The following is a 24,971-nucleotide window of genomic DNA, read 5'->3' as shown; positions in this document are numbered from 1 at the left end:
CCAACAGTACGTCACCCCGCCGACCAGCGCAAACCCGATCGGCGCACCCAGCGTGCGCGCCGCGGCGCACAGGGCTATGCGGTCAGCTCCTGGTGCAGCGCCTCCCGTAGCCGCGCCGCCCGCTCCGCCACCTCCGCCGGCCCCAGCTCCACGGCCCGGGCGCACCACCGCTGCCCCTCGGCCAGCTCCCCGCACCGCGCGGCGAGCAGCGCGAGCCGCAGCGCCGCGCGCCCGTGCCCCGCGTTGGCGGCCCGGGTCCACCACAGCGCGGCCTCCCGCTCCCGCCCCTCGCGGGCGAGCAGCAGCCCGAGGTTGAAGGCGCCGTTGCGGCTGCCCGCCTCGGCCGCCTCCCGGTACCAGCGCGCGGCGCCGTCCTGGTCGCCGCGGGCCGCCGCGAGCATGCCGACGCGGACCTGGGCACGCCGGTGCCCCTGTCCGGCCGCCCGCTCGTACCACTCCTCGCACTCCGTCTTCTCGGCCGGCGGCTCGCCGAGCACCGGCGCACCCTGCGGCGGCTGGCGCGCGTCGAGCACGGTGGCGAGCCGGAACGCCGCCTCCGCGCTGCCGCCGCCCGCCGCGCACCGCAGATGCCGCTCCGCGGCCGCCTCCTCGCCGTCCCTGAGCAGCGCCATGCCGACCTGGAGGGCCGCCTCGGTGTGCCCGGCCGCCGCCGCCCGCTCGTACCACTTCAGGGCGGCGTGGTCGTCGTCGCGGCTGGCGAAGAGGATGCCCAGGTTGAAGGCCGCGTCCACGCTGCCCGCCTCGGCCGCCTTGGAGAACCACGGCTCGGCGCCGGTCGCGTCGCCGGCCTGGAGCAGCAGCACGGCGAGCGCGTTGGCCGCCTCGCGGTGCCCCGCGTACGCGGCCCGCCGGTACCACTGCTCGGCCTGCGCGGTCCGCTCCTGGGCGGCGCAGAGCAGCGCCAGGTTGTACGCCCCGTTGTCGTCCCCGGCGTCCATCGCCGCCCGGTACCAGCGCTCGGCGGTCTGCGGCTCGCCCCGGGCCGCGTGCAGCGCGCCCAGGGCGTTGGCGGCGTTGCCGTCGCCGTCCTGGGCGGCCCGCAGCCACCACACGGCCGCGCTCTCCTCGTCGCCCGCGTCCCGCAGCAGGAACCCGAGCGCGCAGGCCGCCTTGGCCTCGCCGTCCTTGGCCGAGGTCAGATACCAGCGCCCGGCCTCCTTCAGCTCGCCGCGCTTCTCCAGGATCGCGCCGAGGTGCAGCGCGGCCCGCCGATGGCCGCGCGCGGCCGCCTGGCGGTACCACTGCTCGGCCTCGGCCGCCCTGGCCTCGGTGTCCGGCTCGGCCTCGACAGCGATGTCAGACTCGCCGCCGTCATGCTCGGCCCGCTGGTCGATGAGCCGGGCGAGGCGGTACGCGGCCTCCCGGTGACCCTGCTCGGCGGCGGCGCGCAGCCAGCGCTCGGCGCCCACGTCGCTGCGGTGTTCCAGCAGGTCCGCGAGGGCGTAGGCCCCCAGCGCATGGCCCTGCTCGGCGGACTGGCGCAGCCAGTACTCGGCCGCCGGCTCGTCGCCGCGCTCGCGATAGTGGCGCCCCAGCGCGTGCGCCGCGGCGGCGGAGCCCGCGACGGCGGCGATGCGCCACCACCCGGCCGCCTCGTCGGCGTAGCCGCGCTGGTGCAGCAGCACGCCCAGGTTGTTGGCCGCGGCACGGTCGCCCTCGGCGGTGGCGCCGCGCAGATAGCGCTCGGCGCTGTCGAGGTCGCCGCGGCGCAGCAGCAGGGAGCCGAGAACGCTCATGGACGCGGCGTCGCCGCTGTCGGCAGCACGCCGGTGCCGTGCCTCGGTCTCGGCATCGGCGGCGTCATCGGAGCGCATCCGCGCAAACCGCCCTGTCTCCAACAGAGTTGCCCTGTCCCCCATAAATACCATCGTCGCACCACCCGCAACCGCCGTACACCTGGTATACCGCAGCCAGTGAGGTCACTTCAGCGTTTTGTCGACATGCCCACAGAGAGATAAGCCAAACGCAGCAGAGGCACATCCGGACGCACAAATCGACGAGGGCCCCGAACCTGATGGATCCGGGCCCTCGTCCGTGAGTAGCGGGGACAGGATTTGAACCTGCGACCTCTGGGTTATGAGCCCAGCGAGCTACCGAGCTGCTCCACCCCGCGTCGGTGAATACAACGTATCACGACGCGGAACGGAGCCTTGACCGGTTTACCCGCCGCCGGTGGTTCCGCCGGTGGACCCCTTGGCCTTGGACTCGGCCTCGGCGGCGTGCTGCAGGGCTGCCTGGAGCTCCTGCTGAGCCTTGCCGTACGCCGCGAAGTCGCCCTTCTGCAGCGCCTTCTGACCGTCGTCCCACGCCTTCTGGGCGTCCTTGATGGCCTGCTCCACCGTGGCGTTCGTCCCGGTGGACGGCGGCTTGGTGGTGTCCGTCGGCGGCTTGGTCGCGGGCGGCTCGGAGCCGTCCACGCCGAACACCGCGTTCAGCGCCTGCGCCAGGGTGTCCTTGAACACGGTCTTGTCCCCGTAGGAGACGCCGACCTTCTTCAGGAGCGGGTAGTTGGCGGAGCCACCGCGCGCGTAGACCGGCTCGATGTACAGGAACCCGCCGCCCAGTGGCACGGTCAGCAGATTGCCGTAGTCGATCTCGGAGTCGCTGCCGCGCAGGTTCCGTACGAACTCGGCGACCTCCGGCAGACCGTTCAGCTTGCTCTGCACCTGTTGCGGGCCCTGGACGTTGTCCGTGACCCGGAGCAGTCTGATCGTGCCGAAGTCCTTGCTCGCCGCGTCCGCGTCGATCGCCATGAACCCGCCCAGGTTGGGCCGCCCGTTCGGCGTGAACGTCGTGGTCAGGGAGAACTTCTTCCCCTGCGTCTCGGCGCCCGGCATCTTCATCGACAGGTAGTACGGCGGAACCGCGACGCCGTCCTTGTTGGTCGGGTCGTCCGGCACCTGCCACGCGTCACTGCCGCTGTAGAACTGGGCGGGGTTGGTGACGTGGTAGCGGGTGAGCAGCTCGCGCTGGACCTTGAACATGTCCTGCGGGTACCGCAGATGGGCCAGCAGCTCCGGGGAGATGTCGGTCTTCGGCTTCACCGTGCCGGGGAACGCCTTCATCCAGGTCTTCAGGACCGGGTCCTTGGTGTCCCACTGGTACAGCGTGACCGTGCCGTCGTACGCGTCGACGGTGGCCTTCACCGAGTTGCGGATGTAGTTGACCTGGTTCTGCTGGGCCACCACCGCGCGCTGGCGGGTGGTCAGCGAATCCGCCGTCGTCTCACCGAGCGTCGTACGCGAAGCGTAGGGATAGCCGTTGGTCGTGGTGTACGCGTCGACGACCCACTGGATCCGCTTGCCGATCTTGGCCGGGTAGGGGTCGCCGTCGATGGTCAGCCACGGGGCGACCGCCTCCACGCGCTGCTTCGGGGTGCGGTTGTAGAGGATCTTCGAGCCCTCGCCGATGGCTCCCGAGTACAGGATCTGCGGCTCGCTGAAGGCCACCGCGTACGCGGCGCGGTTGAAGGGGTTGGACAGGTTGACCCCGCCCTTGCCCTTGAAGCTCGTCGTCTCCTGGCCCTTGCCCTCGGCCTCGTAGTCGAGCTCTTTCTGCGGACCGCCGACGATCGAGTACTGCTCGGTCTTCTCGCCGTAGTAGATCTTCTGCTCGTAGTCGCCGAGCTGGCCGGTGGTCGGCAGTCCGGACTCGGTGAAGTCCGGGGAGCCCGTGGAGTCCACGCTGGTGCCCTTGGCCGCGATCACACCGTAGCCGTGGGTGTAGGTGAAGTGGTCGTTGATCCAGTTGCGCTTGTCGATGCCGTTGAGGTTCAGCTCGCGCAGACCGACGACCGTGTCCTGCTCCTTGCCGTCCTTGTCCGTGTAGCGGTCCACGTCCAGCGGTACGGCGAACTGGTAGTACTTGCGCTCCTGCTGGAGCTGCTGGAAGGCCGGGGTGACGACATTGGGGTCGATCAGCCGGTAGCTGGCGGCCGTGTCGGCGTCCGCGCGCAGCTTGCCGTTGTCCTCCGCCGCGGTCGTCCCCTTGTAGTCCTTCACCTCGGTGGCGTCGATGCCGTACGCCTCGCGCGTGGCGTCGATGTTCTTCTGGATGTACGGCGCTTCCTTGGCCTGCTCGTTCGGCTGGACCTGGAACTTCTGGACGATCGCCGGGTAGAGCCCGCCGATCAGGATCGCCGAGAGGACCATCAGGCCGAAGCCGATCACCGGAAGCTGCCAGGTGCGGCGCCACAGCGTCGCGAAGAAGAGCAGCGCGCAGATGACGGCGATGCAGAAGAGGATCGTCTTCGCCGGCAGATAGGCGTTGGCGTCCACGTACCGCAGACCCGTCCAGTTGCTGCTGGCCTTGAAGTCGCTGGACTTCACCGCCAGCCCGTACCGGTCGAGCCAGTACGCCACGGCCTTCAGGGCGACGAAGACGCCGAGCAGCACCGACAGGTGCCCGGTGGCCGCGCCGGTGGCGCGCGCTCCGGGGCTGGTGATCCGCAGCCCCCCGTACAGGTAGTGCGTGAGGGCGGCGGCGATCAGGGACAGCACGGTGGCCGCGAAGCCGAAGCCGACCAGGAACCGGTACCAGGGCAGGTCGAAGGCGTAGAAGGACACATCCAGGTGGAACTGGGGGTCCTTCTGCCCGAAGGGCACCCCGTTGACCCACAGCAGCCAGGTGCGCCACTGCCCGGAGGCGGAGGCTCCGGCGATCAGGCCGACGAGCGCGGTGATGCCCAGGAGCAGCCACTTCTTGAACGGGGCGATGCCCATCCGGTAGCGGTCCAGGCTCTGCTGCTCCAGCGACATCGCGCTGAGCGGCGGACGCAGCCGGTGCGCCAGCCAGATGTTGAGGCCGACGGCCACGGCCATCAGGAGACCGAAGACCGAGAACAGGCCGATCTTGGTCCACAGGGTGGTGGTGAATACGGACGAATAGTGCACCGATCGGTACCAGAGCCAGTCCGTCCAGAACCCGGCGAACATGACGAACACCATGGCCAGCACGGCCAGGATGCCCAGTGTCATGAGCAGGGTCCGGACCCGGCGGGACGGCCGGCCGACTCTGATCCGTGGCCCGGACGGGCCTCCGCCGCGGTCCGGCATCTGGAAAGCCAAGGTGCGCACCTCGAAGTTAGCTGTCGATTGAGCAGGCCCCGCGATCGTAGAGCCCACTCATGCAACTTACTGAGGCTTTACTCAGTTCCCGATCCCGGGGTGAAAGAGGGCAGGATGTTGCTCATGTCCAACGTTTCCCCCTCCGGCCCCCCGATGGCCGCGAGCCCCCTCACCCGCGCAGTGCTGGAAATCGACGAGTACGCGTCCGGCCTCGGCTGGGACCAGCCGGCCCGCCTGTTCGCCCTCGTCGACACGGCCAAGCTCCGTACGCAGGAGCCGGGACTCGCCTCCCAGCTCGGCCTCGACCAGGGCGACACGGCCGCCCCGCTGACCCCCATCGAGCAGGACGAGATCCCGGCCGGCCGGGCCCTCGACGACTTCCTCGGCACCATCGCCTGGCCGGACGCGGTGGTCGGCTGCGCGCTGACCGTGGAGCGCCTGATGCTTCCGCCGTCGGCCGAGACGTCCGTGCCCGAGGGCATGAACGACAAGCAGCTGGCGAAGTGGGTGGCCAAGCACCCGGACCGCCAGGAGGTCCGGATGACCGTGGCGGTGCTGCGCGACGGCGCCCGCGAGTCGGCGGTGCGGCTGCGCGAGAAGGACTCGCCGACCGAGGTGCTCACCGGCGCCGGCCTGGTCCCGGGCCTCGCCGAGGCGCTGGTCGCGACCTTCGCCGAGTAACGCGCGGTACTGACGCTACGAGACGGGTGCGCCTACGCGCGCGTGGTGAGAGACGCACTCCCGCACCACGCGCGCGTGGGCGCGGCCGGTCACTTCGCCGAGCAGCTCGGCAGACCGGCCGTGTCGCCCTTGCGGAGCTTCTCCAGCGCCTTGGTCGCGTCGTCGATGGTGGAGACCTTCACCAGGGTCAGCCCGCCGGGGGTGTCCGAGGCGGCCGCCGCGCAGTTCTCGGCGGGCGTCAGGAAGTAGCGGGCGCCCGCGCCGCGCGCGCCGATCAGCTTCATCTCGATGCCGCCGATCGGGCCGACCTTGCCCGCGTCGTCGATCGTCCCCGTACCGGCGATGAACTTGCCGCCGGTCAGATCGCCGGGCGTCAGCTTGTCGACGATGCCGAGGGCGAACATCAGCCCCGCGCTCGGGCCGCCGACGTCCGCGAGCTTGATGTCGATGGAGAACGGGAAGGTGTGGTCGGTCCCGGCCTGGATCCCCACGATCGCCCGGTCGCCGTCCTTGGCCTTGTCCGTGGTGATCGTGACGTTCTCGGAGCCCTCGGGCTCCTTGCCCGCCTTCTCCGCCGCGGCCGCCTCCTTGGCCGGGACGACCGCGAAGACCACGTTCTGGCCCGGGCGGTGCTTGGTGACCAGCTTCGCCACGTCGGCCGGCTCCTTGACGGGAGAGCCGTCGACGGACTTGATCACATCGCCCGCGTGGAGCTTGTTCTCGGCCGGGCTGCCCTTGACCACGGACGCCACGATGACCCAGGACTTCACCGGGATCTTCAGCTCGTTGAGCGCGGCGACCTTGGCGCTCTCCTGGGACTGGCTGAACTCCTCGGCGTTCTCCTGCGAGGACTGCTCCTCGGTCTTGCCGTCCGGGTAGAGCGTGTCGTGCGGCACGACCTTGTTGTCATGAGCCAGCCAGCCGTAGACGGCCTCGACCAGGTTCATGTTGTAGTCCGCACCGGTGACCCTGACCGTCGTCATGTTCAGATGGCCGGTCGTCGGGTAGGTCTTGTGCCCGGAGATCTGCAGCACGGGCTCGCCACGCGCCTCACCGAGAGTGTTCACCGTGGGGCCGGGCGACATCTCCGAGTACGGCACTTTGATGAGGACGCCCGCGCAGAGCAACGCGATGAGGATCAAGGTGGAGGCGAGCATCGTCGCGGTGCGGCGTGGCATGGAACGACAGTACGGGACGTGCCTGTCGGTGCACCGCCGGGGCCGGTCCGTACGAGGAGGGTCGGCATCCGCGTACTGGCCGGGGCGCGAGGAGCGCGCAGAGGGGGGTCAGACGGGCTCGGTTCCGGCGTGGGATTTCTCCATCGCCTCTCGGAACCGGCTGTAGCCGGCGAGTTCCGCTATGTCGCCGGTCGTGCGATTGCGGGCGGCCCAGCTCGCCCATATCGCCGCGCCGACAGCAGCGAAAAGCGGAATCAGCAGCCAGGTGAGTGCAGCCATTCCGTCCTCCCGTCCCCAAATGAGCGTCCGCAACTGACAGATCAGCAGATTAACCATCTGCGAGATCAACGCTCGGGGCAGGGGTGCGGTTACGCAAATCGGGGCGGATCCCCCCGACAGGGTTTCAGACACCCCGACCGGGCGACCCGTTCACCCGTTGGGGGCACCCTCCGGGGGCCGGCAGGCGCCGACCCGCCCTCCCGTCGCCCGACCGCCACCCCTCAACGAGGGCGCTACGCGCCGACCCACTCCTCGGTTCCGTCCGCGAACTTCTGGTTCTTCCAGATCGGGACCTCGTGTTTCAGGTCGTCGATCAGCTTGCGGCACGCCGCGAACGCCTCCCCGCGGTGCGGGCAGGAGACCGCCACGACGACCGCCAGATCGCCCACGGCCAGTTCGCCCACCCGGTGGACGGCCGCCAGCGCGCGGACCGGGAACTCGGCGACGACCTTGTCGGCCACTCGGCGCATCTCCGCCTCGGCCGTCGGATGGCACGAGTACCCCAGCGCGGCCACGTCCGCGCCGCCGTCGTGGTCGCGCACGGTGCCGACGAAGAGCGCGGTGCCGCCCGCCGAGGGGTCCCCCACGGCGCGGAACACCTCGTCCAGGGAGAGCGGGGTGTCACGGATCTCAAGCAGCCGGATCGGATCGTCCGCCGCCTGCTCGCCGGGGTGATCGGAGTGCGTCTGTGCCATGGATCCATCGTGCCGTACCGCACTGACATCGCGGTACAGCTCTTTCACCCCGTCACCCACACCCTCCGTAGGAGGGTCCTACAGCCCCCGGCGCTTGCGGGCCCTGCGGACCACCGCGGCCGCTCCCAGCAGGGCGACCGTCGCTCCGGCGGCTCCGGCGGCGGTGGCGTCCTTCCGGCCCAGCCGGCGCCCCGCCACGGTGTGTCGCCCCGCGGCCTCCTCCAGGAGCTCCGCGAGGACCTCCTCGTTGGTCCACTGCGGCCGCCAGCCCGCGTCGTGCAGCCGCCCGACGCTGACCACCCAGGGGTGCATCGTGTACGCCAGGTCGCCCGCCGGGGACGGGGTGAGCCCGATCCGGTGCAGCCGGGCCGCGGCGCCGAGCGCGACCGCCGAGGGCAGCTCCATCCGCCGGATGCCGCTGAGCTCCTCGACCTCTTCCTGTTCGAGCCACCCGTCGCAGCCGACCGCGAACTCCCCGTCGACCTTCTCCAGAGCCGCGTACTCCAGAGCGCTGCACAGGTCCTCGACGTGGCAGAACTGCCAGGTCGGACGGGATCCGGCGACCACCAGGAGGCGCGGCGACTCGAAGTAGCGGGTGAGCGCGGTGTCGGTGCCGCCGACCAGGACGGCGGGCCGGACCACCGTGACGTTGAGGCCGGGGTGGGCGCGCGGGGCGCGGCGGCCCAGGCGCTCGATCTCCAGCAGGTCGCCGACGCCGGTCGCCTCGGCGGTGGCCCGTAGCTCGGCGTCCTCGGAGAGCGGGATGTCGTTGTCGGGCAGCGCCCCGTAGACCATGGCCGAGGTGCACAGCACGACCCGGTGGACCCCGGCCGCGGCGGCCGCGGTCAGCACGGTCTGCGTACCGCGTACGTTGTACGCCGTACGGGCGGCCGCGTCGGTCTCCAGGTCGAGGTCGAGCGCCAGATGGACGACGACATCGGCGCCGCGCAGCTTCTCGGCGATCGCCGGGTCGCGCACGTCCAGGATGTGCCAGGTGGCCTCGGTCACCTCGCCCCGGCGCTCGTCGATGGCGATGACCTGCTTGATCTCCTCGGATGCGGCGAGCCGCGCGGTGAGCAGCGCGCCGATTCCGGCCGCGGCACCGGTGACCGCGACGACGGGACCCCGCGCTGCTGAGGGGGAAGGGTTTCGCGCTGCGCGAACCTGCGGATCTGGGGAACTCACCGGGCGTCTCCAGCGGTTGTCTTCAGTACGTACACGAATGACGCGTACGGACCAGGTGACGTCCATCCTGCCGCAGGCCAAGAGTCGGCGGAGCACCGAGCCCTTATCCGGCCCGGATGTCTACGCTGGTGGTGTTGGTGGGCAGTCGCCGTCGGCAGGAGCCGGCGGCCCTAGGAGCCGAGGAAACCCGTGAGTGACAACCCATTCGGATTCGGCCTTCCGCCGGAGGAGCCGGAGAACGGCGACGAGGGCAACGAGAAGGGCAAGGGCAACCAGGGCGGCCCGGCGAATCCGTTCGGGTTCGGTGCCGGGGCCGGCGGTGCGGACAATCCGTTCGCGGCGATGTTCGGTTCGCTGAACCCGAACGACCTGGGAGCGGCCTTCCAGCAGCTCGGCCAGATGCTCAGCTACGAGGGCGGTCCCGTGAACTGGGACATGGCCAAGCAGATCGCGCGCCAGACCGTGGCCCAGGGCACCGCCGACGGCACCAAGGACGAGAGCATCGGCCCGGCCGAGCGCGCCGCCGTCGAGGAGGCCGTCCGCCTGGCCGACCTGTGGCTGGACGGGGTGACGTCGCTGCCCTCGGGCGCGTCGACGGCCGTGGCGTGGAGCCGCGCGGAGTGGGTCGAGGCGACCCAGCCGGCCTGGAAGGAGCTCGTCGACCCGGTCGCCGAGCGCGTCGGCGCGGCCATGGGCGGCGTGCTGCCCGAGGAGATGCAGGCCATGGCGGGCCCGCTGATCGGCATGATGCGGTCCATGGGCGGCGCCATGTTCGGCCAGCAGATCGGTCAGGCCGTGGGCGTCCTGGCGGGCGAGGTCGTCGGCTCGACCGACATCGGACTGCCGCTCGGCCCGGCCGGCAAGGCCGCGCTGCTGCCGCTGAACATCGAGACGTTCGGCAAGGACCTGGGCGTCCCGAAGGACGAGGTCCGGCTCTACCTCGCCCTGCGCGAGGCGGCCCACCAGCGCCTCTTCGCCCATGTGCCGTGGCTGCGCTCGCACCTGTTCGGCGCGGTCGAGGGTTACGCGCGCGGGATCAAGGTCGACACGGCGAAGCTGGAGGACGCGGTCGGTCAGCTCGACGTGTCCAACCCCGAGCAGCTTCAGGAAGCCCTTCAGCAGGGCATGTTCCAGCCGGAGGACACCCCGGAGCAAAAGGCCGCCCTGGCCCGTCTGGAGACGGCTCTGGCACTGGTCGAAGGCTGGGTGGACGCGGTGGTCCACGAGGCCGCCAAGCCGCGCCTCACCTCGGCCGACGCCCTGCGCGAGACGCTGCGCAGGCGCCGGGCGACCGGCGGTCCCGCCGAGCAGACCTTCGCCACCCTGATCGGTCTCCAGCTGCGCCCGCGCCGGCTGCGGGACGCCTCGCGCCTGTGGGCCTCGCTCACGGACGCGCGCGGGGTCGACGGCCGCGACGGGCTGTGGGAGCACCCGGACATGCTGCCGACCGGCTCCGACCTGGACGACCCGGACGGCTTCGTCCACCGCGAGCAGCTGGACTTCTCGGAGCTCGACAAGATGCTCGGCGAGGCGGCTTCCCGCAGGGACGAGCCCAAGGACGGCCCCGGGGCCAAGGGCGACGACGGCAAGGGTGACGACAGCAAGGACGACGACGGCAAGTGAGCCTGCACGAAGACGCCGTCCTCGTCCTGAAGGCGTACGAGGACCAGCCCGAGCTGCGCCGGACGTATCTCGAACATCTGTCGGCGCACCCGGACGGGATGTGGAAGGCCTGCGAGGCCGGCCACCTCACGGCGAGCGCGCTGGTGATCGCCCCGGAGCGCGGGCAGGTGCTGCTGACGCTGCACCGCAAGCTGAACATGTGGCTGCAGATGGGCGGCCACTGCGAGCCGGAGGACGTCTCGCTGACGGCCGCCGCCCTGCGCGAGGCGACCGAGGAGTCCGGTGTGTCCGGTCTCACACTGCTGCCGGGCGGGCCCGTCCGGCTCGACCGGCACCCGATCCCCTCCCCCTGCAACTGGCACCTGGACGTCCAGTACGCGGCACTGGCCCTGCCCGGCGCGGTCGAGGCGATCAGCGACGAGTCGCTGGATCTGCGCTGGTTCGCCTACGACGAGGTGGCCGAGGTCGCCGACGACTCGGTGGTGCGGCTGATGAAGGCCGCGCGGGCCCGTCTCTGACGGCCTGACGGGCTGACGGACCGACCGGCAGTAACGGGTGAACGGGTAAGGGGCGGTCGCCAATGGCGACCGCCCCTTACCGACTACCGATGCCCGGTCAGCTCCAGGCGTTGCCCTGGTTCTGGGCGTGGGCGCCCTGCTGGCCCATGCCGTACTGGGCCCGCATGCCCTGGCCGATCACCGCGTTCTGCGGCGGCAGCACCTCGCTGGGCTGGACGAGCGCGAAACCCTGTCCGAGGAAGCTGAGCTCCCAGCCCTCGCCCGTGTTGCCACGGCGCCGCCACACGCCCGTGGAGTGCGTCTGCGCCTGCATCTGCACCCGCAGCGAGGTGGACCAGGCCACGATCGCGTCGGCGTCGGCGTTGACGTACTTGTCCGGGGTGACCTGGAGCATCAGCGGCTGGCCCGAGGTCATCAGGACGACCTTGCCGGTGCCGGTGATGTTGAGCTGGAACTTGCCGGTGCCGGAGATTCCGTACTGGCTGTCCACAGCGATGACGTCGTAGTGCAGTGAGGAGTCCATGGCCAGGACGTAGCCGCTGTCCACGGTCAGCCCGTCCCGGTCCACGTCCACTACGTGGACGTACTGCGCGAGGTTGGCGAGGTAGACGGTGCCCTGACCGGAGACGCGCATCAGGTCCAGGCCCTCGCCGGTGTGGGCGCGGGCCCGCTGATGGCCGTTCGACTGGTACTCGCCGTCGAACTCCATCAGCCCCTGGTAGGCGACCATCGAGCCCTTGCGGGCGAGGATGTCGTCGTGACCGGTGAGCACCACCCGCAGCATCTGCGAGTGGTGCGCGCTGTAGCGCTCCTGGGACTGCTGCTCGGTGTAGCTGAAAAGCGGGCTCTGCATGGTGTTCTCGCTCCCCCTCAGCCCCGGGCCCGCAGGCGGTCGGTGCTGTCCTCACTCGGCTGTACGACGACGATCCCCTGGCCCGAGAAGGCCATCTGGTACGCCTCTCCGCTGCCCCGGCCGATCAGCGAGGACGCCTTGAAGCTGCGCTTGCCCTTCACCTTGAGGTTCGGGGACCAGGCCACGAGGGCGTCCGGGTCGACGTACGTCTCGTCCTCGCCGCTTCCGCAGTCGACGACGACCGGCGTGCCGCGTGAGGTCAGGGCGACCCAGCCGGTGCCGGAGATCTTCACGTTGAACAGGCCCTGACCCGCGAACTTGGCGAGGCCCTTGACCCGCTCGACGCCCCACTGGAGGCTCGCGTCGAAGGCCAGCACATTGGTGCCGTTGACGGACAGCGCATCGTTGTTGAGCTGGACGACGACCACATTGGCGCCGTAGTCGGCGAGGTAGAGCAGTCCGTCGCCGGTGCACTTCATCAGCGGCGCGCCCTCACCGGTGATCCAGTCACGGGCGATCTGGCGCACGGCCGGCGGGTTCGGCTCGTACTGGATGAAGCCTTCGTAGGCGACCATCGAGCCCACGCGCGCGAAGAGGTCCTGTCCGGTGGCCATGGCCACCTTGACCATGGCGCTGCCGTGGTTCTCCATCCGGGCGGCGACGGGGGTGGGGGCATAGCCCGCGAGCTGCTGGTTCATTGTCCGGGCTCCCTCAGACCTCGTACGGCTGGACGACGATGAAGTTCCCGGGCGCGCCGCGGAACTGCAGGTTGACGGACTCGCCGCTGTGGCCGGGGTAGGCGTTGCGGCGCAGCCGCACCTGGCTGGAGACGATCACCTGCGAGGCGGACGACCAGGCCACGATCGCGTCGCTGTCCGCGAACGTGGTCGGGGTGACCGGGAGCACCACCGGGGTGCCGTGGGTCATCACCACGAGCGTGCCGGTGCCCTGGAACTGCATGGTGAACAGCGCGCCACCGGGGATGCCGTGGCCCTCGATGCGGCGGACCTCGTACTGGAGCGACTCGTCGAAGGCCAGGACGTGCTCGGCGGAGACACAGATGCCGTCGCCCTGGAGCTCGATGGGGTGCAGATGGGCGCTGTTCTCGGCGAGGAAGACCTGGCCTCGGCCGCTGCAGCGCATCAGCTGCATCTCCTGGCCGGTCGCGTTGCCGACGATCCGGCCGGCGAACCCGGCGCCCTTGTAGCCGAAGTCGACCTTGCCCTGGTACATCACCATGCTGCCCTGGCGGGCCAGCACCGGGGAGCCGCCGGCGCCGAGGTCGACCCGGACGAGCTGCTTGTTCTGCGGGGTCCAGCGCTGTCCGGTGGGCAGCTCCTTGTACTGCTGGATGGCGCCCGCGAGGCCGCCGCCGGGCTGCGGCATCCCTTGCGGGACACCGGGCTGCTGACCGTACGGGGCGGGCTGGCCGTAGGGGGCCGGCTGACCGTAGGGCGCGGGCTGGCCGTACGGGGCGGGTGCGCCGGGCGGCGGGGCCTGGCCGGGGTACTGACCCGGGACCTGGCCGTACGAGGGCTGCTGGGGCGGCTGTCCGTACGGGGCCGGGGGGGCCGGGGGCGGGACGGTGCCGGGCGGCAGGGTCATGGGCGCGGCGATGGTCGGCGCCGCGTGGATCTGCGGGCTGGGCGCCGGCGCCGGGGGCGGCGTGGATCCCGGCGGCGGCGGTGCGTAGTGCTGCGCGGGAGCCGGGGCCGGGGCGGGGCCGCCGAACTGCGGGGCCGGCTGCGGGGGCTGGGGCTGCTGCGGTGCGGCCGGGGCGCCGAACTGGGGCGCGGGGGCGGTCCGGGCGGGCGGGGAGAAGCCCGGAGCGGCGCCCTGCGGCTGCTGCGGCGCCGCGGGCTCCTCCTCGGCGACCTCGCCGCCGAAGTTCTTCAGCAGCGCCTCCAGACCGCCGTCGAAGCCCTGGCCGACGGCCGCGAAGCGCCAGACGTCCTTGAGGTAGAAGTCGCCCAGCATCACCGCGCGCTCGGTGCTGAACTCGGCACCCGTGAACGCGTATCTGACGACTTCTTCGCCGCCGGCGACGACTCTGATGTACCCGGAGCCGACCTGCGACATCTGGCCCGCGCCGTCGAGCGTCGCGGTGAACGAGAGCTTGTGGACGTGGGCCGGGACGCGGTCCAGGGTGATGCGGAACGACTCGGTGTCACCGGCCTGGGCGCCCAGGAGCTGGATGGACTCCTCGGGCGACTTGGGCTGGTTGAAGAAGATGAAATACCGGTCGTCGGACAGCTGCTCGTTCGCGTCGAGGCCGAAGCAGCTGATGTCGAAGGACAGCCCGGGGGCGCCGATCTGCACGCCTACATACAGATCCGTTCCCGCTGTCAGGTCACTGATCTTGGCCTTGTGGCCGCGCTGGAATTCCCTGGCCATGCGTAACGACCGTCCCCCATCCCGAGTGTGATTGGTCGCGCCAGGCTAACGGCTGCCTACGACAATCGGCCAAGCCGGTGGCACGCCGGTACGCATTCGGTACACGATCGGCGAGATCACTCTCCGCGAGCGGCGGGCAGATGGGGCAGCCGGTCGGCCGCCACCACCCCTTCGAGGTATCCACGCGCGCGTTCCGTACGGGGGTAGGCGTCGAGCAGCCGCCAGAAGCGGGGCCCGTGGCCCGGCACCAGGAGGTGGGCCAGCTCGTGGACGAGGACATAGTCGACGACGTACTCGGGCATACCCTGGAGCCGGTGCGAGAGCCGGATGCTGCCCTCCGCCGGGGTGCACGAGCCCCAGCGGGTGTTCTGGTTGGTGACCCAGCGCACCGAGGCGGGACGCGCGCGACCGTCGAAGTACAGGTCGGACAACCGCTCGGCGCGCTCCGTCAGTTCCGCGTCGCCCAGCATCCGCTTGCTCTCCTGGGCGGCGAGCTTGTCGAGCATCACGTTCACCCAGCGCTGCTCCTCGGCCTCGGACATCCGGGCCGGAATCAGCACGATGGTGCGGTCGCCCTCGCGGTACGCGGAGACCGTCCTGCTGCGCCGGGCGCTCCTGCGCACCTCGACCGCGCTCGTCGCATGACCGCGGGGCGGCGGACTTGTCGGACTGCGGGGCGGGCTTCCGGCACTCTGCAGTGGGTCGGCGGGCACGCCCCGACGTTACCCGCTGTCAGTGGGGGAAGTCCCGCCTCCGGGAGGGTTCACCCATGATCCATTCCGGGCGTGCACCATTTGAATGACTAATACCCCCGCCTGTGGACAACTTTCCGCACGAGTTCGCCGCACCCGGCATTCTGGCAACGGATCGCAGGACGGATCGTGACCGGACGAAGCATGGCGGCTCATGCCGGATGGCCCATGACCGGCTCGTGATCGGACGGTGGCTCGCGCCCGGAAGCGGACGCGCGGAACAACGGGGGTTGACATGCATCCGATGCTGAAGCCGGCACTGCGCCGGGCGTGGCGCGACCGGCAGACCGTGCAATTCGGGGTGACACCCGCGCGGGCGGTGGTGGTCTCGCCCGTGGACACTGCCACGGGGAGTTTCCTGGAGCTCCTGGACGGCACCCGCGGCCTGCCGCTGCTGTACGAGGAGGCCAGGGCCCTGGACCTGTCGCCCGGCCAAGTGGACGCGCTGGTGGAGCGGTTGACCGAGGCCGGGGTGGTCGACGACCCGACGGCCGGCGGCCCGGCGGCGGAGGCGCTGCGCGGGCGGGCCGAGGCGTTCGACCGGACCAGATCCGATCTGGCCTCGCTCTGCCTGGTCCATCCCGAACCGGGCGGCGGGGCGCAGCGGTTGGCGGCCCGCCGGTCCCTGAAGGTGCAGGTGCGGGGCGCGGGGCGGGTGGGGGCGACGATCGCCTCGGTCCTCGCCGCGTCGGGGGTGGGGCGGGTGGAGGTGCTCGACGGCGGGAGGGTGCAGCCGTGGGACGTGGCGCCCGGCGGCATGCCCGAGCAGGCGGTGGGCGAGCGCAGGGTCCCGGCGGCCCAGCAGCTCGTGCGGGGCGCGGCGCCGGGCCGTCCGCCCCGGTCCGGCGAGGGCGACGAGCCGACCGGGCTGTCACTGATCGTGGTGGCCCCCAGGGACGGGCTTGATGTGTACGCACCGGATCCGGTGACCGGCGCGGAGTGGGTGGCGGCGGGCATCCCCCATCTGTACGCGGGAGTTGTGGAGGCGACCGGGCTCGTGGGGCCACTGATCCTGCCCGGTGGCACCGGGTGCGCGGGCTGCCTGGCGCTGGAGCGGGCCGAGCGCGATCCCGGCTGGCCCCGGATGCTGGCGCAGTGGCGCTCGGGCCGCCGTCAGGGTGCCGTACCGGCCTGCGACCTGGCGCTCGCGACCGCCGTGGCGGGGCTGGCCGCGGCGCACGCACTGGCCTTTCTGGACGGCGACCTCCCGGCGTGTACGGGCACGCGTTGGGAGGCGTCGCTGCCGATGCTCGGCTGGCGGCCGCGGCGCCTCGGGGCCCGGCTCGACTGTCCCTGCGGCGCTGGTGGGAACAGTGAAGGGGAGGACACCTCGGGGGGCGCACGGCCGCAGGACACAATGGCCCGGTAACCGCTGTCAACGACGCACTGCCGCGAGGCGCGCGGCACGGCCGGCTGGGATTTGGAGGGGCGCATGTCTGATCTTCCCCGGAAGGCGGTCACCCGGACCGCCAAGTTGGCTGCGCTGCCACTTGGTTTCGCCGGGCGTGCCACCTGGGGCCTGGGCAAACGGATCGGGGGCAAGTCCGCGGAGATAGTCGGCCGCGAGATCCAGCAGCGCACCGCCGAGCAGCTCTTCAAGGTCCTGGGCGAACTCAAGGGCGGGGCGATGAAGTTCGGGCAGGCCATGTCCGTCTTCGAGTCGGCGCTGCCCGAGGAGATCGCCGGTCCCTACCGGGCCGCGCTGACCAAGTTGCAGGAGGCGGCGCCGCCCATGCCGACCCGTACCGTGCACGCGGTGCTCGCGGAGCGGCTCGGGGAGGAGTGGCGCGAGCTGTTCCTGGAGTTCGAGGAGAAGCCCGCCGCGGCGGCCTCGATCGGGCAGGTGCACCGGGCGGTCTGGCACGACGGGCGCGAGGTCGCGGTCAAGGTGCAGTACCCGGGCGCCGGGGAGGCGCTGCTCTCGGACCTGACGCAGTTGAGCCGGTTCGCCCGGCTGCTCGGGCCGCTGATCCCGGGCATGGACATCAAGCCGCTCATCTCGGAGCTGCGCGACCGGGTCTCGGAGGAGCTGGACTACGAGCTGGAGGCACAGGCCCAGCGGGAGCACGCGGCGGAGTTCGCGGACGACCCGGATGTGGTGGTACCCGATGTGGTCCACCAGCGCGACCAGGTCCTGGTGACCGAGTGGATCGACGGGACCCCGCTGTCCGAAGTGATCGCGGACGGTACTGAGGAGCAGCGCGACCGGGCGGGTCAGCTGCTGGCGAGGTTCCTCTTCTCGGGTCCGGCGCGGACCGGGCTGCTGCACGCGGACCCGCATCCGGGCAACTTCCGGCTGCTGCCGCCGGAGAAGGAGGACGGCGCATGGCGGCTGGGCGTGCTGGACTTCGGGACGGTGGACCGGCTGCCGGGCGGGCTGCCCCGGACGATCGGCGACTCGCTGCGGATGACGCTCGAAGGCGACGCCGAGGCCGTCTACGCGCTGCTGTGCGAGGGAGGCTTCGTGAAGGAGTCCATAGACCTCGACCCGGACGCGGTCCTGGACTATCTGCTGCCCATCATCGAGCCCGCGCAGGCGGACGAGTTCACCTTCACCCGTGCCTGGATGCGCGGGCAGGCGGCCCGGATCGCCGACCCGCGCTCCCCCGCGCACCAGTTGGGCAAGCAGCTCAATCTGCCGCCCGCGTATCTGCTGATACACCGGGTGACGCTCTCCACCATCGGGGTGCTGTGCCAGCTGGACGCGACGGTCCGGCTGCGGGACGAGCTGGAGCAGTGGGTGCCCGGGTTCCTGCCCGCCGATGTGGAGGAGCTGGGCGGGGTGGAGAACCTGATGATCCTGGACGCCGGGGAGCCGGACGACGAGGAGGACGAGCAGCCCGCCGGGGCGTGAGCTCCGTCGGGGCCGGCGGGGCGGGGCCGCGCGCGGGTCACCACCACACGGAGTCGAGTCTGCTCTCGATCGCCCGGAGGTTGGCGCGCGCGCAGGCGTCGCAGAAGTAGCGACGCTCACCGTTCTCGACGGAATAGGTCCAGGTCGGCGGAGTGCTCTCGGCGGGGGTGCCGCAGCGCGAGCACACAACGGTCTCGGCAACCGGCTGAGTCGGGTCGTCCATTTCGTGACGATACCGCCGCGGCCGGTGGTTGCGGGCACAACGCACCGCGGGGGCGGGTCCGTTCGGACCGGCCCCCGCGGGCTCATTCGTCACTTCGCGCTCTGTTCGGCGGTGCCGTCGTTACTGCATGACGGCCATGGCCAGGGCGCGGCGGGCACGCATCGACACGCGCTCGGCGCGGCGCTGCATCCGCCGGGCGGCGATCAGGCGAATGGCCTGCCGCTCGGCCTCGGCTTCCCGCATGCGCTCGTGCATATGGGCACGGGCGAGGGCTTCTGGCATGAGTTGCATTTCGAGGGTCCTGTTCTGACGCGAGGCGTTCGCGCCGGTGGTGGTGAAGTCTGGGGTCGCGGAGCCCATGAGCTCGCTGGCGGACGTCGTCATCGGGGCCTGCTTCTGGGGGTCGTTCGTGAGGGGGCGGTCGATGGTTCCCGGGCGGTTCATACAGCAACCGGGTTCTTGCGCGGGCGGCCACGCGGCCGCTTGCGGGCTACGACCACGCCCTGGACGAAGAGCTCGCCGCCCCAGACACCCCAGGGCTCGCGCCGCTCCTTGGCCCCGGCGAGGCAGGCCTCGACCAGCGGGCAGGTGCGGCAGAGGGACTTGGCGTACTCGACGTCTGCCGGGGACTCGGCGAAGAAGACCTCCGGGTCGAACGAACGGCAGGGGACGGGTACGCCGAGGTTCTCGATGGCGTCGTCGAGCGCGGTGAGCGCGGTGAGGGGAGTCAAGGCGGGGTCCTCCGTGAGACCGGGCGGGGGGATCGTCTGGGCGGGCGGTACGGACGGGGCGTGCGCTTCGAGTTGCACGGTGTTTTCTTCCTCGTCTTTGTTGTCGTTCCGGCCGGTCGGCCGGGTTTCGGCTGGTACCGAGACCCCTTCGCGCTGTCATCCCCGTTCGGGGACAAACAGAAGGGCCGCGGATCCCTGGTGGGGTTCCGCGGCCCTGAAGGCGCCTGCCTGATCCTGGATCAGGCTGGATCGCTCCAGGGTTCGAGCCCACGGAAGGCCCACATCGTGTGGTGCTGCGTCGTCTGCTTCTCGGCTCCGGCGCCGGCGGCCGCAAAGGCATAGGCCTGGGCCTGTCCCTTCACTACTGCTGCTTCCGGTGCCTGGGTCGGTCGCTCATTGCCGTTCCGCACGGGGAGGCTCGCCAGGGAGGACGGAATGACGACCGAGAGGCCGAGCAGACCGGAGACACCGGTGGACAGACCGGTGCGCTGGAGAGAGGAGCCGAGCGGGCAGGTGGCGACGACCGAGCGATCGGTCATTTTGGCGGTGCGGATGCTGGTGAAGTTCATGAAGCTGGTCACTGGTCTCGCCTCCTCTCGGCGTCTCGGGGAGCTGGGGCCCGGGGGCCTTGTCCCATGCGTATTCGGATAAGTACAGCAAGTAGAGCACGGACGCAGGGCCTTGAGAAGCCGCTGTTTCCGTGGTTAAGAACCTATGGGGATTCCTGGGGCGGGCGCAAACTATTTTTGCGACGAGTTTTCAAGAGGTCTCCTCGTCGCTCCCGCCAACCTCTTCACCTGCGCAGATGGCCAGGACATCGGTGCCGAAGCGGTCCAGCTTGCGGGCGCCGACACCTGAGATCACCGCGAGCTCCCCGCCGCTGGACGGCACGGCCTCCGCGATCGCCATCAGGGTCTTGTCGGTGAACACGCAGTACGGCGGCTGCCCCAGCAGGCTCGCCTGGCCCGCCCGCCAGTCGCGCAGCCGCTCGTACAGACCCTCGTCCATGTCGGAGGGGCAGTCCTCGCAGCGCATCAGCTTCATCTCACCGGCTTCGGTGAGCGTCTTGCCGCACACCCGGCACAGCACCGGGCCGCGCCGGGTCCGTCTGCGGGCGGCGCCCCGCTCGATCCCGCCCGTGGAACCCGCCGACGAGGAGCGGGCGCCGAGAGCCGCGGAGCCCGGCCGCAAACCGTTCAGGAAGCGGCTGGGGCGCCGCGACGGCCGTCCGCCGGGAGACCGCGAGAGCGACCAGGACAAGGCGAGGTGCACCCGGGCCCGGGTGACGCCCACGTACAGCAGTCGGCGCTCCTCCTCGACCTGCTCGTCGGTCTTCGCATATGTGATCGGCATCATGCCTTCGGTGAGACCGACCAGGAAGACCGCGTCCCACTCCAGCCCCTTCGCGGCGTGCAGCGAGGCCAGGGTGACGCCCTCGACCGTCGGCGCGTGCTGCGCGGCCGCGCGCTCGTCGAGCTCGGCCACCAGATCGGAGAGCGTCGCGCCCGCCTTGGCACGCGCGAAGTCCTCCGCAAGCCGGACCAGCGCCGCCAGTGACTCCCAGCGGTCGCGGACCGCGCCGGAGCCCGCCGGGGGCGCGGACGTCCAGCCCTTGGTGCCGAGGACGGCCCGGACCTGGGACGGCAGGTCCACGGCGTCGTCGAGCAGCGAGTCGTTGCCCCCCGCCCGGGCCGCGCCGCGCAGGGCGACGCCCGCCTCCCTGACCTCGGGCCGCTCGAAGAACCGCTCGGCGCCGCGCAGCTGGTAGGCCACGCCCGCGTCGGCGAGGGCCTGCTCGTAGATCTCCGACTGCGCGTTGATCCGGTAGAGCACGGCGATCTCGCCGGCCGAGATCCCGGAGGCGATGAGGTCGCGGATGCGCCGGGCGACGCCCTCGGCCTCGGCGGGCTCGTCCCCGTACTCCGTATAGACCGGCTCGGGGCCCGCCTCGCGCTGGGAGACGAGTTCGAGGCGGTGCTCGGCGGCGCGGCCGCGCGCCTGGCCGAGCAGGCCGTTGGCGAGGTGCACCACCTGGGGGGTCGAGCGGTAGTCCCGCACCAGCTTCACCACCGTCGCGTTCGGATGGCGGGTGCGGAAGTTCAGCAGGTGGTCGGGGGTGGCGCCGGTGAACGAGTAGATCGTCTGGCTGGCGTCGCCGACGACGCAGAGGCTGTCCCGCTCGCCGAGCCACAGCTCCAGGAGCCGCTGCTGGAGCGGGCTGACGTCCTGGTACTCGTCGACCACGAAGTGCTGGTACTGGCCGCGGATCTGCTCGGCGATGTCGTGCCGGTCCTGGAGCACGCCGACGGTGAGCAGCAGCACATCCTCGAAGTCGATCATCCCCCGGTCGCGCTTGAGCTCCTCGTACGCCCCGTAGATCTGGGAGATCTCGGCGGGGTCGCGCGGGGCGTCGCGCAGGGACTTGGCGACCGCCGCCGGGTAGTCGGCGGGGACGGTCTGGGTGACCTTCGCCCACTCGATCTCGCCCGTGACGTCCCGCAGCTCGCCCCGGTCGAGCCGGACGCGGCAGCGGGCGCCCGCCTCCGCGACCAGCTGGACCTTGCGCTCGACCAGCCGGGGCAGCTCACCGCCGACCGCCTTGGGCCAGAAGTACTGGAGCTGGCGCAGGGCGGCCGAGTGGAAGGTGCGGGCCTGGACGCCACCCGCGCCGAGCTGGCGCAGCCGGCCGCGCATCTCGCCCGCCGCGCGGTTGGTGAAGGTGACGGCCAGCACACTGCTCGGCTGCAGGATCCCGGCCCGTACCCCGTACGCGATCCGGTGGGTGATCGCGCGGGTCTTGCCCGTCCCGGCGCCGGCCAGCACGCACACCGGTCCGTGCAGGGCCGTCGCGACCTCGCGCTGCTCGGGGTCGAGGCCGTCGAGCACCGCGTCCGCCGACTCGGGGACCTGTGGGAAGAGCGAGGAGTGCGTTGCTGATGTCACCCCGCCATGCTGCCAGGTCGGCGGAGGCGGACGGGACGCGTTGTCCACAGGGGGCGGGATTGGTCGTACTAATGCGGGAATGGCGGCCCGGTCGCGTACGTTCTCCCCTTGGCGCTCACCCGCCGAGTTCCATCACCAAGATCCACCCATCGAGCCGAACATGAGGAGTGCGAGAGCATGCCGGGCACTGTGACGATGTACAGCACCACGTGGTGCGGCTACTGCCGTCGGCTGAAGAGCCAGATGGACCGCGAGGGCATCACGTACAACGAGATCAACATCGAGCAGGACCCGGAGTCGGCGGCCTTCGTCGAGAAGGCCAACGGGGGCAACCAGACGGTGCCGACCGTGCTCTTCGCCGACGGCTCGACGCTGACGAACCCGTCGCTCGCGCAGGTCAAGCAGAAGATAGGCGTCTGAGCCTCCGCTCCACGCGCGCGTAGAGGGCCCCCACCGCATCGGTGGGGGCCCTCCGTGTGCCCGGGCGCGTGGCCCGCCGGGCTCAGTGCGTGGGCCTGGGCAGCGGCTTGCCGTACCAGAGCTCGATGAGGCGGGCCGCGATCGAGATGCCGTACGGCGGCAGGACCTCGCCCGACTCGAAGGCGGCGCGCAGATCCTCGCGGGAGAACCAGCGGGCCTCGTGGATCTCCTCGCCGTCCACGTTGATCTCGGACGACGTGGCCTGCGCCATGAAGCCGAGCATCAGGCTGGACGGGAACGGCCAGGGCTGACTGGCGACGTACTCGACCTCGCCGACCGTGACGCCCGCCTCCTCGAAGACCTCGCGGCGCACCGACTGCTCGATGGACTCGCCGGGCTCGACGAAGCCGGCCAGGGTCGAGAAGCGGCCCTCCGGCCAGTGCACCTGGCGGCCCAGCAGCGCGCGGTCCTCCTCGTCCGTGACCAGCATGATCACGGCCGGGTCGGTGCGCGGGTAGTGCTCGGCGCCGCACGCCTGGCAGCGGCGGATGTGGCCGGCGGCCGCGATGACCGTGCGCTCGCCGCAGCGGGAGCAGAAGCGGTGCAGCCGCTGCCAGTTCTCCAGGGCGACCGCGTGGACCATCAGGCCCGTGTCCCGGGGCGACAGGAGCAGCCCGGCCTCGCGCAGGCCCGCCGCGCGCGCGGACTGGTCCATACGGCCCGGCAGGGAGTCCTTCTGGAGCGCGAAGTAGCTCACGCCGTCGTCGTCGGTGCCCAGGAAGTAGCGGTGGGTCTCGGTGACGGGGGCCTCGAAGGCCGGGGTCATCACCAGTTCCGTACGGCCGTCGGCGGTGTCGTCGATCAGGACCTGTCCGCCGGAGACCACGAAGACCCTGGTCGTCGGGTGGCTCCAGGCGGCCGCCAGCCAGGCCTCGTCCAGGCGGTGGTGGGCCGCGCGGTCGAGGCCGGTCGCCTCGGTGAGGCTGATGGGTGTGGCGAGGCCGATCAGCCGGTCCGCGGCGGCGTCACTGCTGGTGGTGCTCACAGGTGCTTCCAACTCCCCCGGGTGGATGGGTTCAGCGGTGTTCGTTCAGCGGCGGTGCTTGAGGGCCGCGCGCGGCCCGCGGCCCTTCACCGCCGTGCGGCGGCGAGGTCGCCCCACAGGTGGGCGGTCGTCTCGACGCCCTTGAGGAGGAGGTCGACCTCGACCTTCTCGTTGGGCGCGTGCCAGCCGTCGGACGGGACGGAGATCCCCAGGAAGAGCACTGGCGCGCCGAGCACGTCCTGGAGGTCGGCGGCCGGGCCGGAGCCGCCCTCGCGCGTGAAGCGGATCTTCTGGCCGAAGGCGCGGCCCATGGCCCGTACGACGGACTGCAGGGCCGGGTGGTCCAGCGGCGTCAGACAGGGGCGGGTGCCCGCGCTGAAGGCGATCTCGTGCCGGATGCCGGCCGGGACCTGGGTGGCGACCCACTCGGTGACCAGCTTCTCGACCCGTTCCGGGTCCTGCCCGGCGACCAGCCGGAACGACAGCTTCACCATCGCCGACGAGGGGATGACCGTCTTGCCGCCGGGGCCCTGATAGCCGCCGCCGATGCCGTTGACCTCGGCGGTCGGCCGGGCCCAGACGCGCTCAAGGGTCGAGTACCCGGCTTCGCCGTGGGGGGCGCGGGACTTGGCGGTACGCAGCCACTCGGCCTCGTCGAAGGGCAGCTCGGCGACGAGCTCGCGCTCGGCGTCCGTCAGCTCGGCGATGCCGTCGTAGAAGCCGGGCACCGCGACCCGCTCGTCGGCGTCGTGCAGCGCCGCGACCAGGCGGGCGGCGGCGGTGGCCGGGTTGGGCACGGCGCCGCCGAAGGAGCCGGAGTGGATGTCCTGGTCCGGCCCGTACAGCCGGATCTCGCACTCGGCGAGGCCGCGCATGCCCGTGCACACCGTAGGTGTGTTCTCCGACCACATGCCGGTGTCGGAGACGATCACGGCGTCGGCGGCGAAGCGGTCCGCGTGCGCTTCGACGAGAGCACGGAAGTTGGGCGAGCCCGACTCCTCCTCGCCCTCGACCAGGAGCTTGAGGTTGACGGCGGGCGCGGTGCGGCCGGTGGCGGCGAGGTGCGCCCGCACGCCCAGGGTGTGGAAGAACACCTGGCCCTTGTCGTCGGCCGCGCCCCGCCCGTACAGCCGGCCGTCGCGCAGCTCCGGCTCGAAGGGCTCGGTGTGCCAGCCGTCCTCGCGCGCGGCGGGCTGCACGTCGTGGTGGCCGTAGACGAGCACGGTGGGGGCCTCGGGGTCGCCGGAGGGCCACTCCGCGTAGACGGCCGGGGCGCCCGGGGTCGAGAGGACCTCGGTGACCGGGAAGCCGGTCTCCTTGAGCTTGGCGGCCAGCCAGTCGGCGCTGCGCCGTACGTCGCCGTCGTGCTCGGGCTGGGCCGACACGGACGGGATCCGCAGCCACTGCGCGAGGTCGTCGAGGAAGGCGGCGCGGTGCTGCTCGATGTACGCGCGCACGGTGTCCTCGACTGCGGTCTGGACGGCGCTGTCCGGGGTCTCGCTCATGCCAT

Annotated in this window: 23 protein-coding genes and 1 tRNA gene; 6 read left to right on the top strand and 18 right to left on the bottom strand. The window is 71.4% G+C overall.

Features of this window, described 5'->3' with window-relative positions:
* Positions 1-74 precede the first annotated feature (74 nt).
* From ACFWA7_RS11270 to ACFWA7_RS11260, 3 genes are all read right to left on the bottom strand, one after another.
* Positions 75-1,889 (bottom strand): tetratricopeptide repeat protein, encoded by a 1,815-nt coding sequence (locus ACFWA7_RS11270; RefSeq protein ID WP_385822437.1) that lies wholly within the window; start codon positions 1,887-1,889, stop codon positions 75-77.
* Positions 1,890-2,060: 171 nt separating this feature from the next.
* Positions 2,061-2,134, bottom strand: a tRNA-Met gene (locus ACFWA7_RS11265).
* A gap of 46 nt (positions 2,135-2,180) precedes the next feature.
* Positions 2,181-5,075, bottom strand: a complete 2,895-nt coding sequence (locus ACFWA7_RS11260) for a UPF0182 family protein (protein WP_385822461.1) — start codon at positions 5,073-5,075, stop codon at positions 2,181-2,183.
* A gap of 126 nt (positions 5,076-5,201) precedes the next feature.
* On the opposite strand from ACFWA7_RS11260, the gene ACFWA7_RS11255 reads away from it, so the two are divergent.
* A complete protein-coding gene (locus ACFWA7_RS11255) occupies positions 5,202-5,768 on the top strand; it encodes a PPA1309 family protein (protein WP_385534044.1) in 567 nt (188 codons plus the stop codon).
* 89 nt (positions 5,769-5,857) lie between these two features.
* Here ACFWA7_RS11255 and ACFWA7_RS11250 read toward each other — a convergent pair whose 3' ends face one another.
* From ACFWA7_RS11250 to ACFWA7_RS11235, 4 genes are all read right to left on the bottom strand, one after another.
* On the bottom strand, positions 5,858-6,946 hold the full coding sequence (locus tag ACFWA7_RS11250; protein ID WP_385534041.1) for a PDZ domain-containing protein: 1,089 nt from the start codon (positions 6,944-6,946) through the stop codon (positions 5,858-5,860).
* Between the two features lie 108 nt (positions 6,947-7,054).
* A complete protein-coding gene (locus ACFWA7_RS11245) occupies positions 7,055-7,225 on the bottom strand; it encodes a hypothetical protein (protein ID WP_385822435.1) in 171 nt (56 codons plus the stop codon).
* A 233-nt stretch (positions 7,226-7,458) separates the two neighbouring features.
* Positions 7,459-7,920: a molybdenum cofactor biosynthesis protein MoaE gene (locus ACFWA7_RS11240; RefSeq protein ID WP_385822432.1), complete on the bottom strand. Its 462-nt coding sequence runs from the start codon at positions 7,918-7,920 to the stop codon at positions 7,459-7,461.
* A gap of 78 nt (positions 7,921-7,998) precedes the next feature.
* A complete protein-coding gene (locus ACFWA7_RS11235) occupies positions 7,999-9,105 on the bottom strand; it encodes an SDR family oxidoreductase (RefSeq protein ID WP_371654593.1) in 1,107 nt (368 codons plus the stop codon).
* A 189-nt stretch (positions 9,106-9,294) separates the two neighbouring features.
* Between ACFWA7_RS11235 and ACFWA7_RS11230 the strand changes: the two genes are divergently transcribed.
* Complete coding sequence (locus ACFWA7_RS11230) at positions 9,295-10,728, top strand: zinc-dependent metalloprotease (RefSeq protein ID WP_385822430.1); 1,434 nt, start codon at positions 9,295-9,297, stop codon at positions 10,726-10,728.
* Positions 10,725-11,246: an NUDIX hydrolase gene (locus tag ACFWA7_RS11225; protein WP_385822428.1), complete on the top strand. Its 522-nt coding sequence runs from the start codon at positions 10,725-10,727 to the stop codon at positions 11,244-11,246. Before ACFWA7_RS11230 ends, ACFWA7_RS11225 begins: the two co-directional genes overlap by 4 nt.
* 97 nt (positions 11,247-11,343) lie before the next feature.
* Here the strand turns inward: ACFWA7_RS11225 and ACFWA7_RS11220 are convergent, their stop codons facing one another.
* The 4 genes from ACFWA7_RS11220 to ACFWA7_RS11205 form a co-directional block, all read right to left on the bottom strand.
* Complete coding sequence (locus ACFWA7_RS11220; RefSeq protein ID WP_385534028.1) at positions 11,344-12,099, bottom strand: AIM24 family protein; 756 nt, start codon at positions 12,097-12,099, stop codon at positions 11,344-11,346.
* Positions 12,100-12,116: 17 nt separating this feature from the next.
* Complete coding sequence (locus tag ACFWA7_RS11215; RefSeq protein WP_385534025.1) at positions 12,117-12,797, bottom strand: AIM24 family protein; 681 nt, start codon at positions 12,795-12,797, stop codon at positions 12,117-12,119.
* A gap of 13 nt (positions 12,798-12,810) precedes the next feature.
* A complete protein-coding gene (locus ACFWA7_RS11210) occupies positions 12,811-14,493 on the bottom strand; it encodes a TerD family protein (RefSeq protein WP_385534022.1) in 1,683 nt (560 codons plus the stop codon).
* A 116-nt stretch (positions 14,494-14,609) separates the two neighbouring features.
* On the bottom strand, positions 14,610-15,206 hold the full coding sequence (locus ACFWA7_RS11205; protein WP_385822426.1) for a M48 family metallopeptidase: 597 nt from the start codon (positions 15,204-15,206) through the stop codon (positions 14,610-14,612).
* Positions 15,207-15,480: 274 nt separating this feature from the next.
* Between ACFWA7_RS11205 and ACFWA7_RS11200 the strand changes: the two genes are divergently transcribed.
* Positions 15,481-16,614: a ThiF family adenylyltransferase gene (locus ACFWA7_RS11200; RefSeq protein WP_385822424.1), complete on the top strand. Its 1,134-nt coding sequence runs from the start codon at positions 15,481-15,483 to the stop codon at positions 16,612-16,614.
* A gap of 63 nt (positions 16,615-16,677) precedes the next feature.
* Positions 16,678-18,099: an ABC1 kinase family protein gene (locus ACFWA7_RS11195; protein ID WP_385822421.1), complete on the top strand. Its 1,422-nt coding sequence runs from the start codon at positions 16,678-16,680 to the stop codon at positions 18,097-18,099.
* A gap of 37 nt (positions 18,100-18,136) precedes the next feature.
* Here ACFWA7_RS11195 and ACFWA7_RS11190 read toward each other — a convergent pair whose 3' ends face one another.
* From ACFWA7_RS11190 to ACFWA7_RS11170, 5 genes are all read right to left on the bottom strand, one after another.
* On the bottom strand, positions 18,137-18,322 hold the full coding sequence (locus ACFWA7_RS11190; protein WP_385534010.1) for a hypothetical protein: 186 nt from the start codon (positions 18,320-18,322) through the stop codon (positions 18,137-18,139).
* Positions 18,323-18,442: 120 nt separating this feature from the next.
* Positions 18,443-18,766, bottom strand: coding sequence for a hypothetical protein (locus ACFWA7_RS11185; protein WP_385534007.1), 324 nt, complete (start codon positions 18,764-18,766; stop codon positions 18,443-18,445).
* Positions 18,763-19,131, bottom strand: coding sequence for a WhiB family transcriptional regulator (locus ACFWA7_RS11180; protein WP_385534004.1), 369 nt, complete (start codon positions 19,129-19,131; stop codon positions 18,763-18,765). The genes ACFWA7_RS11185 and ACFWA7_RS11180 overlap by 4 nt, the downstream gene beginning before the upstream one ends.
* 161 nt (positions 19,132-19,292) lie before the next feature.
* On the bottom strand, positions 19,293-19,622 hold the full coding sequence (locus ACFWA7_RS11175) for a hypothetical protein (protein WP_385822459.1): 330 nt from the start codon (positions 19,620-19,622) through the stop codon (positions 19,293-19,295).
* Positions 19,623-19,812: 190 nt separating this feature from the next.
* A complete protein-coding gene (locus ACFWA7_RS11170) occupies positions 19,813-21,996 on the bottom strand; it encodes an ATP-dependent DNA helicase UvrD2 (protein ID WP_385534001.1) in 2,184 nt (727 codons plus the stop codon).
* 177 nt (positions 21,997-22,173) lie between these two features.
* On the opposite strand from ACFWA7_RS11170, the gene ACFWA7_RS11165 reads away from it, so the two are divergent.
* Entirely contained in the window at positions 22,174-22,416 is a 243-nt protein-coding gene (locus ACFWA7_RS11165) for a mycoredoxin (protein WP_360839817.1), read from the top strand.
* Positions 22,417-22,498: 82 nt separating this feature from the next.
* Here the strand turns inward: ACFWA7_RS11165 and nudC are convergent, their stop codons facing one another.
* Together nudC and ACFWA7_RS11155 are read right to left on the bottom strand one after the other, a co-directional pair.
* Positions 22,499-23,461: an NAD(+) diphosphatase gene (gene nudC / locus ACFWA7_RS11160; protein WP_385533998.1), complete on the bottom strand. Its 963-nt coding sequence runs from the start codon at positions 23,459-23,461 to the stop codon at positions 22,499-22,501.
* Positions 23,462-23,547: 86 nt separating this feature from the next.
* Positions 23,548-24,966: a dipeptidase gene (locus tag ACFWA7_RS11155; protein WP_385822419.1), complete on the bottom strand. Its 1,419-nt coding sequence runs from the start codon at positions 24,964-24,966 to the stop codon at positions 23,548-23,550.
* Positions 24,967-24,971: the final 5 nt, after the last annotated feature.

The organism is Streptomyces sp. NPDC059994, from assembly GCF_042737755.1.
Taxonomy (GTDB): Bacteria; Actinomycetota; Actinomycetes; order Streptomycetales; family Streptomycetaceae; genus Streptomyces.
Note: the sequence above shows the minus strand (reverse complement) of the source record. Positions and strands in the feature narration are given on the sequence as shown.

What these genes read in the sequence shown, in the direction of transcription:
- ACFWA7_RS11270 (WP_385822437.1), bottom strand. Translation starts at nt 1,889, where the DNA reads ATGGTATTTATGGGGGACAGGGCAACTCTGTTGGAGACAGGGCGGTTT.
- ACFWA7_RS11260 (WP_385822461.1), bottom strand. Translation starts at nt 5,075, where the DNA reads ATGCCGGACCGCGGCGGAGGCCCGTCCGGGCCACGGATCAGAGTCGGC.
- ACFWA7_RS11255 (WP_385534044.1), top strand. Translation starts at nt 5,202, where the DNA reads ATGTTGCTCATGTCCAACGTTTCCCCCTCCGGCCCCCCGATGGCCGCG.
- ACFWA7_RS11250 (WP_385534041.1), bottom strand. Translation starts at nt 6,946, where the DNA reads ATGCCACGCCGCACCGCGACGATGCTCGCCTCCACCTTGATCCTCATC.
- ACFWA7_RS11245 (WP_385822435.1), bottom strand. Translation starts at nt 7,225, where the DNA reads ATGGCTGCACTCACCTGGCTGCTGATTCCGCTTTTCGCTGCTGTCGGC.
- ACFWA7_RS11240 (WP_385822432.1), bottom strand. Translation starts at nt 7,920, where the DNA reads ATGGCACAGACGCACTCCGATCACCCCGGCGAGCAGGCGGCGGACGAT.
- ACFWA7_RS11220 (WP_385534028.1), bottom strand. Translation starts at nt 12,099, where the DNA reads ATGCAGAGCCCGCTTTTCAGCTACACCGAGCAGCAGTCCCAGGAGCGC.
- ACFWA7_RS11215 (WP_385534025.1), bottom strand. Translation starts at nt 12,797, where the DNA reads ATGAACCAGCAGCTCGCGGGCTATGCCCCCACCCCCGTCGCCGCCCGG.
- ACFWA7_RS11210 (WP_385534022.1), bottom strand. Translation starts at nt 14,493, where the DNA reads ATGGCCAGGGAATTCCAGCGCGGCCACAAGGCCAAGATCAGTGACCTG.
- ACFWA7_RS11200 (WP_385822424.1), top strand. Translation starts at nt 15,481, where the DNA reads ATGCATCCGATGCTGAAGCCGGCACTGCGCCGGGCGTGGCGCGACCGG.
- ACFWA7_RS11195 (WP_385822421.1), top strand. Translation starts at nt 16,678, where the DNA reads ATGTCTGATCTTCCCCGGAAGGCGGTCACCCGGACCGCCAAGTTGGCT.
- ACFWA7_RS11190 (WP_385534010.1), bottom strand. Translation starts at nt 18,322, where the DNA reads ATGGACGACCCGACTCAGCCGGTTGCCGAGACCGTTGTGTGCTCGCGC.
- ACFWA7_RS11185 (WP_385534007.1), bottom strand. Translation starts at nt 18,766, where the DNA reads ATGAACCGCCCGGGAACCATCGACCGCCCCCTCACGAACGACCCCCAG.
- ACFWA7_RS11175 (WP_385822459.1), bottom strand. Translation starts at nt 19,622, where the DNA reads ATGAACTTCACCAGCATCCGCACCGCCAAAATGACCGATCGCTCGGTC.
- ACFWA7_RS11165 (WP_360839817.1), top strand. Translation starts at nt 22,174, where the DNA reads ATGCCGGGCACTGTGACGATGTACAGCACCACGTGGTGCGGCTACTGC.
- ACFWA7_RS11155 (WP_385822419.1), bottom strand. Translation starts at nt 24,966, where the DNA reads ATGAGCGAGACCCCGGACAGCGCCGTCCAGACCGCAGTCGAGGACACC.